The organism is Desulfogranum japonicum DSM 18378 (assembly GCF_000429945.1).
Classification (GTDB): domain Bacteria; phylum Desulfobacterota; class Desulfobulbia; order Desulfobulbales; family Desulfobulbaceae; genus Desulfogranum; species Desulfogranum japonicum.
The window spans coordinates 1-6,245 of sequence record NZ_AUCV01000088.1 but is presented as its reverse complement, the minus strand read 5'-3'; the positions used below and the strand labels follow the sequence as shown (position 1 = coordinate 6,245).

Genomic DNA, 6,245 nt, shown 5'->3' with positions numbered 1-6,245 from the left:
GGTAGTTATCAGGGTTGGGAAAAAGAATACGCAACTGGACCATGCCTGTACCTTCATCCACCGTCACATCAGAAAACTGGATTTCCCCTGTTTGATCATAGGGAACCTTCTCTCCCTCAAGAAAGAGTTCCGCCGTTACCTTTTTCGACTCTTCTCTGCCTGAAAACTTCCTGCGCAGCTTCATGATTTCCGCACTGGACTGGCTGACATCCACATATATCCTACTCAGGTTCTGAATGGTGGCCAGGGCTGTGGACTGATTGGCTGTAACCAGAGCACCCTTGGTTACGCTTGACTTCCCGATACGACCGGAAATGGGAGCAAACACTTTGGTATAATTCAGGTCGATCTTGGCTGTTGCCACTGCGGCCTTGGCAACGGCTATATCAGCTTTTGCCTGTTCCAGGGAAGCCACCGCATCATCGTAGTTCTGACGACTGACACCACCAACATTAACCAGCTCACGATAGCGTTCCACTTTTGGTTCAACAGACTTCAGGTTGGCTTCTGCACTGCGCAGGTCTGCAACAGCACTGTCATACGCAGCCTGATACGCCGCAGGATCGATCTGGTAGAGCTGCTGGCCTTCTTTGACAACGCTTCCCTCGGTAAAGAGACGATCAATGATGATCCCGGTCACCTGGGGACGGATCTCGGCAATCTGATACGACGAGGTGCGGCCAGGCAGATCTTCCGTTAAGGTTACCTGTTGCGGTTTTACCGTATAGATCGATACTTCGACCGGTGGACGCTGTCCGGCCGGGGACTCTGCGTGGGCCGGCCCAACCTGCTCCTGGCCTGTGAAAAAATAGTAGCCTGTTCCGACAAGAGCCAGCACCATGACTCCGACGAAAATTTTAAATTTCATTTGTTTCTCCTGCCATATTTATTTTCAATATCAACTTAACAGTTTGATTTTTAATAAAAAATTATAACAATTCAGTCATCTTTCTTATTGTCGACTACTTTTAGCATTGCCAAATTATTACTTCAATGCTTTATTTAAAATAATTATTTAAAATAAATTTACGATGTTTTTTTCGCCTTTATATTGTAGAAAATAGACTATGGCTAAAAGAGAAGATGGAAAGGAGACACGCCTGCGCCTTATTCATGCAGGCTGTACCTTATTTGCGGCAAAGGGTTTCAGGGACACCAAGGTCGCTGAAATATGCAAAATGGCCGGGGCAAATGTAGCTTCGGTAAACTACTATTTTGGAGACAAAAAAAGTTTATACTGTGAGGTCTGGCAACATGCATTAGAAAAGCTGCCTGATCCCTTTGAAATCATACCTGCCGACGATCCCCCGGAATCGAGGTTACGGCAATATATCCGTATTCTCATTCGTAGTTTTACTGATACCGGCGACTTACGCACATTCAGTCGATTGTATCTGTTGGAACTGGTACAGCCTACAGGCCTTATACAGGATGCCTGGCACGACAGTATCCAACCGAGGAGGATAAAACTGTATAAGTTAATCGGTGAACTACTCAATGACCATAAAGATGAATTGGCCATACGTATTTGTGAACTCAGCCTGATTAATCAGTGCCGTTTCCTGGTCACCATGAAAGAATCAGATATCGAACATATGTTGGGCAGGCGGCTTGACTGCGACTTTCTTAAATTATTGGCTGATAAAATAGCAGATTTTGTCATCGCCGGCATCCATGCCATCCACACCGGCAATCAACAACGCTCTTGAAATAAAAACAAAATATTTCACCTAAAAGTCGGGGAAAAGCTACTTTTCAAGATATATTCATGATGAGATAGCGTCTGTCCATAAATGGCAACTCTTCCAAAAGAGACGACAAAGATCACATCCGAGAATGCCGTCGACTTGTGGGATAAACAGACATCTAGAACACCTGTTGCCTTTGTTTATCTAAGGCTTGTTTGAGATGCAATGCCGTCGAGAAACACACCTTCAAAGGATAGCGGCCATAAATATCATTCTGCCTATCTATAACGGCCCACATTAATTGACAATGGACACTGAGTTATCTTGCTACTTACCTGTAGCTGATCGCAGGTACCCCACGGAATCTCTCGATGGTCGCTTACCTCTTTGCTGAATCGCGGTTTCCCACATAGATAGTCTACCGGAACCTTCGCTTACCTGCGAAAAACCACGCTTGCCTAAATCTGAAGCACCTGCGACCAGCTACGACTCACAACTAATTGAAATATAAGTGTTGTTAACCCCGTGATCAGTTACTTTCTAAGTGGTTAGACGTTGTTGTTTCCTTTACATTTTCAAAGCGAATGCTGATTTGCCAATGATAAATAGGCCTAAAATAAAAATTGATATGAAAAATATTTTTTTAAATCTGTTTTCCGAAAGTGATTTTCTTATTCTTTGACCAAGCACCATTCCAATAAGTGACGGTATGACGGCTAAAGCTGAAATAGAGGCAAGTTCGGGAGTCAGAAACTCAAGCTTTTGGAGAGAAAAGGCGAGCCCAATAGTAGAAAGAGAAAATAACATGCCCATAGCCTGGACAAACATGTCTCGGGGAAGACCGATTGCCTGCAAAAACATGACGCTAGGGACTACAAATGAGCCTGTCATGCCAGTAAGCATACCGTTTGCTGTGCCCAGTAATAGCCCCATCCACTTTTCATTGTACGGCCTTATGGAAAGACTAAAACCCAAAAGGTTTAAGAAAGCGTAAGCTATCAGTAACACACCAAGTAAAACCGATAAATATAATGGATTCACTATTTTTAAAGCAGTGGAACCGAGCCAGATTGTTATTGTTGCCAAACATAAGAAAGGCCAGATGCGCATAAAAATAATCTTAGCATTTCCGCCGACAGCAGCTTGCCAAATGTTTGTGATGAATGATGGGATAAGTAAAAGCGCCATAGCGGTGGTTAAGTCTAGCGTCGCAGTCAAAAGTCCCAAACTTACCGTGGGAAGACCAAGCCCGATAATGCCTTTGACGCTACCGGCAAGAAAGAAAGTAGCTGATATGATAAGCAGCGTGAATGTTTCAGTCATAATTTTAATTACCACCATCGGTCTGACACGTTAAGGTACCATATTCGTAACAGAGGAAATTCTATGTCTTCCCAAAAATAGAGATTACACCTCAGTTATCAACAATAACAATTCGTATTTTTAAAAGATAAAGATAAAAGCTATGAATTACTATAAGGTACCCCACGGAGTCTCCCGATGGTCGCTTACCTCTTTGCACGATCACTGTTTCCCGCATAGATAGCCCACCGGAGTCTTCGCTTGCCTGCGAAGAACCGCACTCACCCAAATCTGAAGCATCTGCGACCAGTTACAGGTCAGAATAATTTCTCGATTTTATTAATATTTTTTTTGTAATTTAAGAATTCTATTCCATATACTCTTAGCTGAAGTTCAGCCATTTCATTATTTATGTAATTCGTAGTGTCAACATCTAGTATTTTTGCATCGTTTGCCTTGTAGTTCATAGCCCAAAAGTCTTTTCCTAACCCTTTAACGAATAGCATAACTTTGTCATCAGAAAATGAAGTATTCAGCTTTTTTAATTCATCGCCCATCAATTCATAAGCTAAAATCATTGAAAATGTAGATAAAACTGAAATTCTTGCAGTTTCGTTCCTGTATAATCTAGAGTTTTTCATTAAATAAATCCCTGAAAAATCAGAATACATAATGGAGGCTTCGGTTAACAGTTTACGTTTTTCCTGATTCGATTGACTGCTATTATATATTGAGGCCACATAATCTTTGTTGAATAGATCTTGAAAAGCATCATCTCGATATGTAGGCAAATCAGAATAGTCAAGTTTTCCAAACTCTTCATATGCTATTATATATTTATCTAACTTTGAATTACCAGACAATTCGTTGCAATATGCTTCATCTGAACATGATGATATCAAAACAAAAACACCAATAAAAAAAATTAAATATTTAAGAAGTATATTATCATTACCCATATCTTGACCAAAGGACTTCTTTACACATATCGTCTTTTACTTATATCTTTGACAGATATACCTAAATACTTTTAATTGCCATAATAATTTCTGAATCGGTAGCTGATCCATTGTTGTCAATCTCAAGATTCCAATCCAAAATCACCTGAGATGCAATTTTATTATATTCAATTACTTTATCATCTGAAACTGGAATATGATTTTCATTGCCTCGTCTCATGACACGGGTTAGACAAATATCAAGATTAGCAACAATACGAATGAGTTTAACAAGATATTTTTTATTTAGAGATGCGTAAAATTGATGAAAGTCCTCCCCCGCCCCAAGGTTTTCAATCATAATTTTGTTGCAGTTTCTGAAGGTCAGATCTATTTCTTGTTCGATTTTTTCCCAACCATTTTCTTTGTGATTTAATGTCAACCAAATATTTTCCACACGCAAAAAGAAAATATCGGTATTTTTTTCGACTAGAGTACCAATGTATGTCTTACCCGAGCCCTTTGGGCCAATTAACATGTAGATAGTTTTTTTCAATCTGATTGACCTTTAACGCTTTAATAGCTGACACAACGCTTTACCGTGTCCCGTTGATTCAGATGTTATGGCACTAATATTAAGCGATAAACTCTATGTGACAATTCATGAAAAATCGTATCCTTTTCATATTGAAATCCATTCTTTTCCGCAACTCTTATCGAAGGATAATTCACCGAACGTATAAGTGATATCACAGATTTTTTAGTCAATTTTTCTTTTGCATAGTCAATACATCCTTTTGCCGCTTCTGTAGCATATCCTTTACACCAAAAAGCATCTAATAACCTGTATCCAATTTCGCTTTCAACTTGACCATCAATTTTCTGTTTTAAAATTCCACATATCCCTAGAAATTCATTGTCTGTTCTTCGAATGACTGCCCAAAAGCAATATCCATCAGCTTTATACCTGCTCAGAATTTTTTCATAAAATTCTTTTGACTCAATCTCGCTTAATACCTTTGGGAAATATTTATGTACTTTTTTATTTGAAAGGAGTTTACACAAGTTATCAAAATGATATTCATTTATCATCTCCAATTTAAGCCTTTCTGTTTTCAAAATAATTTTACTCATTTATTCCAGAGGTCATAATTATTTTTCATTATAATAAAAAAACTATTATCACATAACAACTACCATTGTTATTCATCATATTGGTTTTATTGTAAAATAATTTAACAAATTATTACTTTATTCATTTAAAACTGTACTATAACGATATCGGACTCACTATCATTTTCATCCTGATACTTTAACTGAAGGTTTACGTTAGTGAATTCGAATATTATTCTTGAGAATTATTCATGTGATCCTTTACATGAGATTCTAGAAACCACTAAACCTTTTAAATTGTATTTATCACACAAATCAGTAGTTTTTAAATCATCGATATCGAGAAACGTATTTTCATAATCCCACTTTTCCCAAAAACCAAGGGTTGCATCTAAGAAAAACCTTTGATACGATTCAATTTCCTGTAACTTCAAAAGAACCATAAGAACATCTCTCAAAGATTCGTCCGAATAAAAAAAGGAAAAATACTCAATCTTCTTTCCTTTGAGCGGCTCACACTCAAAGCTTTGATCATTTCTAATTCGTTGTCCTGGCATAAACACTTCACCTTGATATAATCGCGGTGTTCAGATGCAAAATGCCTTGCACTACATTTCGCAAAGCAAAATTTATGTAACTGATCACGAGGTTAACAACACTGATATTTCAATTAGTTCCGAGTTGTAACCGGTCGCAGATGCTTCAGATTTGCGCAAGCGCGGTTTCTCGCATATAAGCGAAGATTCCGGTAGGCTCTCTATGCGGGAAACCTCGGTCGTGCAAAGAGGTAAGCGACCATCGGGAAACTCCGAGGAGTACCTGTCATCAGTTACGATACTTGGCAGAGTCAGCACCGCGATTCATGGCGACGAAGTTGCCAGGAACGTTCCCGATCACCGAATGGGTGCAGCCGATCTCCCATAAAGCATAAAATTCACGCAGCCTTTGGTAGTTCCAACGGTTTACTTGATCTCACCTGGATGTTTCTTTCTTCGCTTTGCATTCGCTTGACCCATTGGCCATATGCCCAGTCATAAAAATGATCCCAATCGCCGTTGAGTTCGATACACCTCAGGTGAAGCAACGCTTCAGCTCGTTCAGGTTTCCAACGCATCCCAGAACAATCCAGCCGTTCGCCGATTACATTACGAACGGCTCCCTCAACCATCCCGCTTCCAATCGGCAAATCCTCCTCGATATATTT

7 protein-coding genes and 1 pseudogene are annotated in these 6,245 nt (G+C 39.5%); 1 reads left to right on the top strand and 7 read right to left on the bottom strand.

What is annotated here, in order from left to right; translation table 11 throughout:
* On the bottom strand, window positions 1-868 hold an 868-nt coding region (locus G493_RS0122080; RefSeq protein ID WP_028582118.1), incomplete at its 3' end, for an efflux RND transporter periplasmic adaptor subunit.
* Between the two features lie 199 nt (window positions 869-1,067).
* Here G493_RS0122080 and G493_RS30760 point away from each other — a divergent pair.
* The gene (locus G493_RS30760) at window positions 1,068-1,709 is read left to right on the top strand and encodes a TetR/AcrR family transcriptional regulator (RefSeq protein WP_051309793.1); all 642 of its coding nucleotides are present in this window, start codon (window positions 1,068-1,070) and stop codon (window positions 1,707-1,709) included.
* Window positions 1,710-2,255: 546 nt separating this feature from the next.
* Here the strand turns inward: G493_RS30760 and G493_RS0122070 are convergent.
* From G493_RS0122070 to G493_RS0122045, 6 genes and pseudogenes are all read right to left on the bottom strand, one after another.
* Window positions 2,256-3,011, bottom strand: a complete 756-nt coding sequence (locus tag G493_RS0122070) for a sulfite exporter TauE/SafE family protein (protein ID WP_035275635.1) — start codon at window positions 3,009-3,011, stop codon at window positions 2,256-2,258.
* Window positions 3,012-3,307: 296 nt separating this feature from the next.
* The gene (locus tag G493_RS0122065) at window positions 3,308-3,949 is read right to left on the bottom strand and encodes a hypothetical protein (protein ID WP_028582116.1); all 642 of its coding nucleotides are present in this window, start codon (window positions 3,947-3,949) and stop codon (window positions 3,308-3,310) included.
* A 61-nt stretch (window positions 3,950-4,010) separates the two neighbouring features.
* Window positions 4,011-4,484, bottom strand: coding sequence for a shikimate kinase (locus G493_RS0122060; protein ID WP_028582115.1), 474 nt, complete (start codon window positions 4,482-4,484; stop codon window positions 4,011-4,013).
* 65 nt (window positions 4,485-4,549) lie between these two features.
* Entirely contained in the window at window positions 4,550-5,062 is a 513-nt protein-coding gene (locus tag G493_RS0122055) for a GNAT family N-acetyltransferase (protein ID WP_035275632.1), read from the bottom strand.
* Window positions 5,063-5,286: 224 nt separating this feature from the next.
* Window positions 5,287-5,598, bottom strand: coding sequence for a hypothetical protein (locus G493_RS0122050; protein WP_028582113.1), 312 nt, complete (start codon window positions 5,596-5,598; stop codon window positions 5,287-5,289).
* A 377-nt stretch (window positions 5,599-5,975) separates the two neighbouring features.
* Window positions 5,976-6,245, bottom strand: a pseudogene (locus tag G493_RS0122045) (hypothetical protein); the annotation flags it as partial.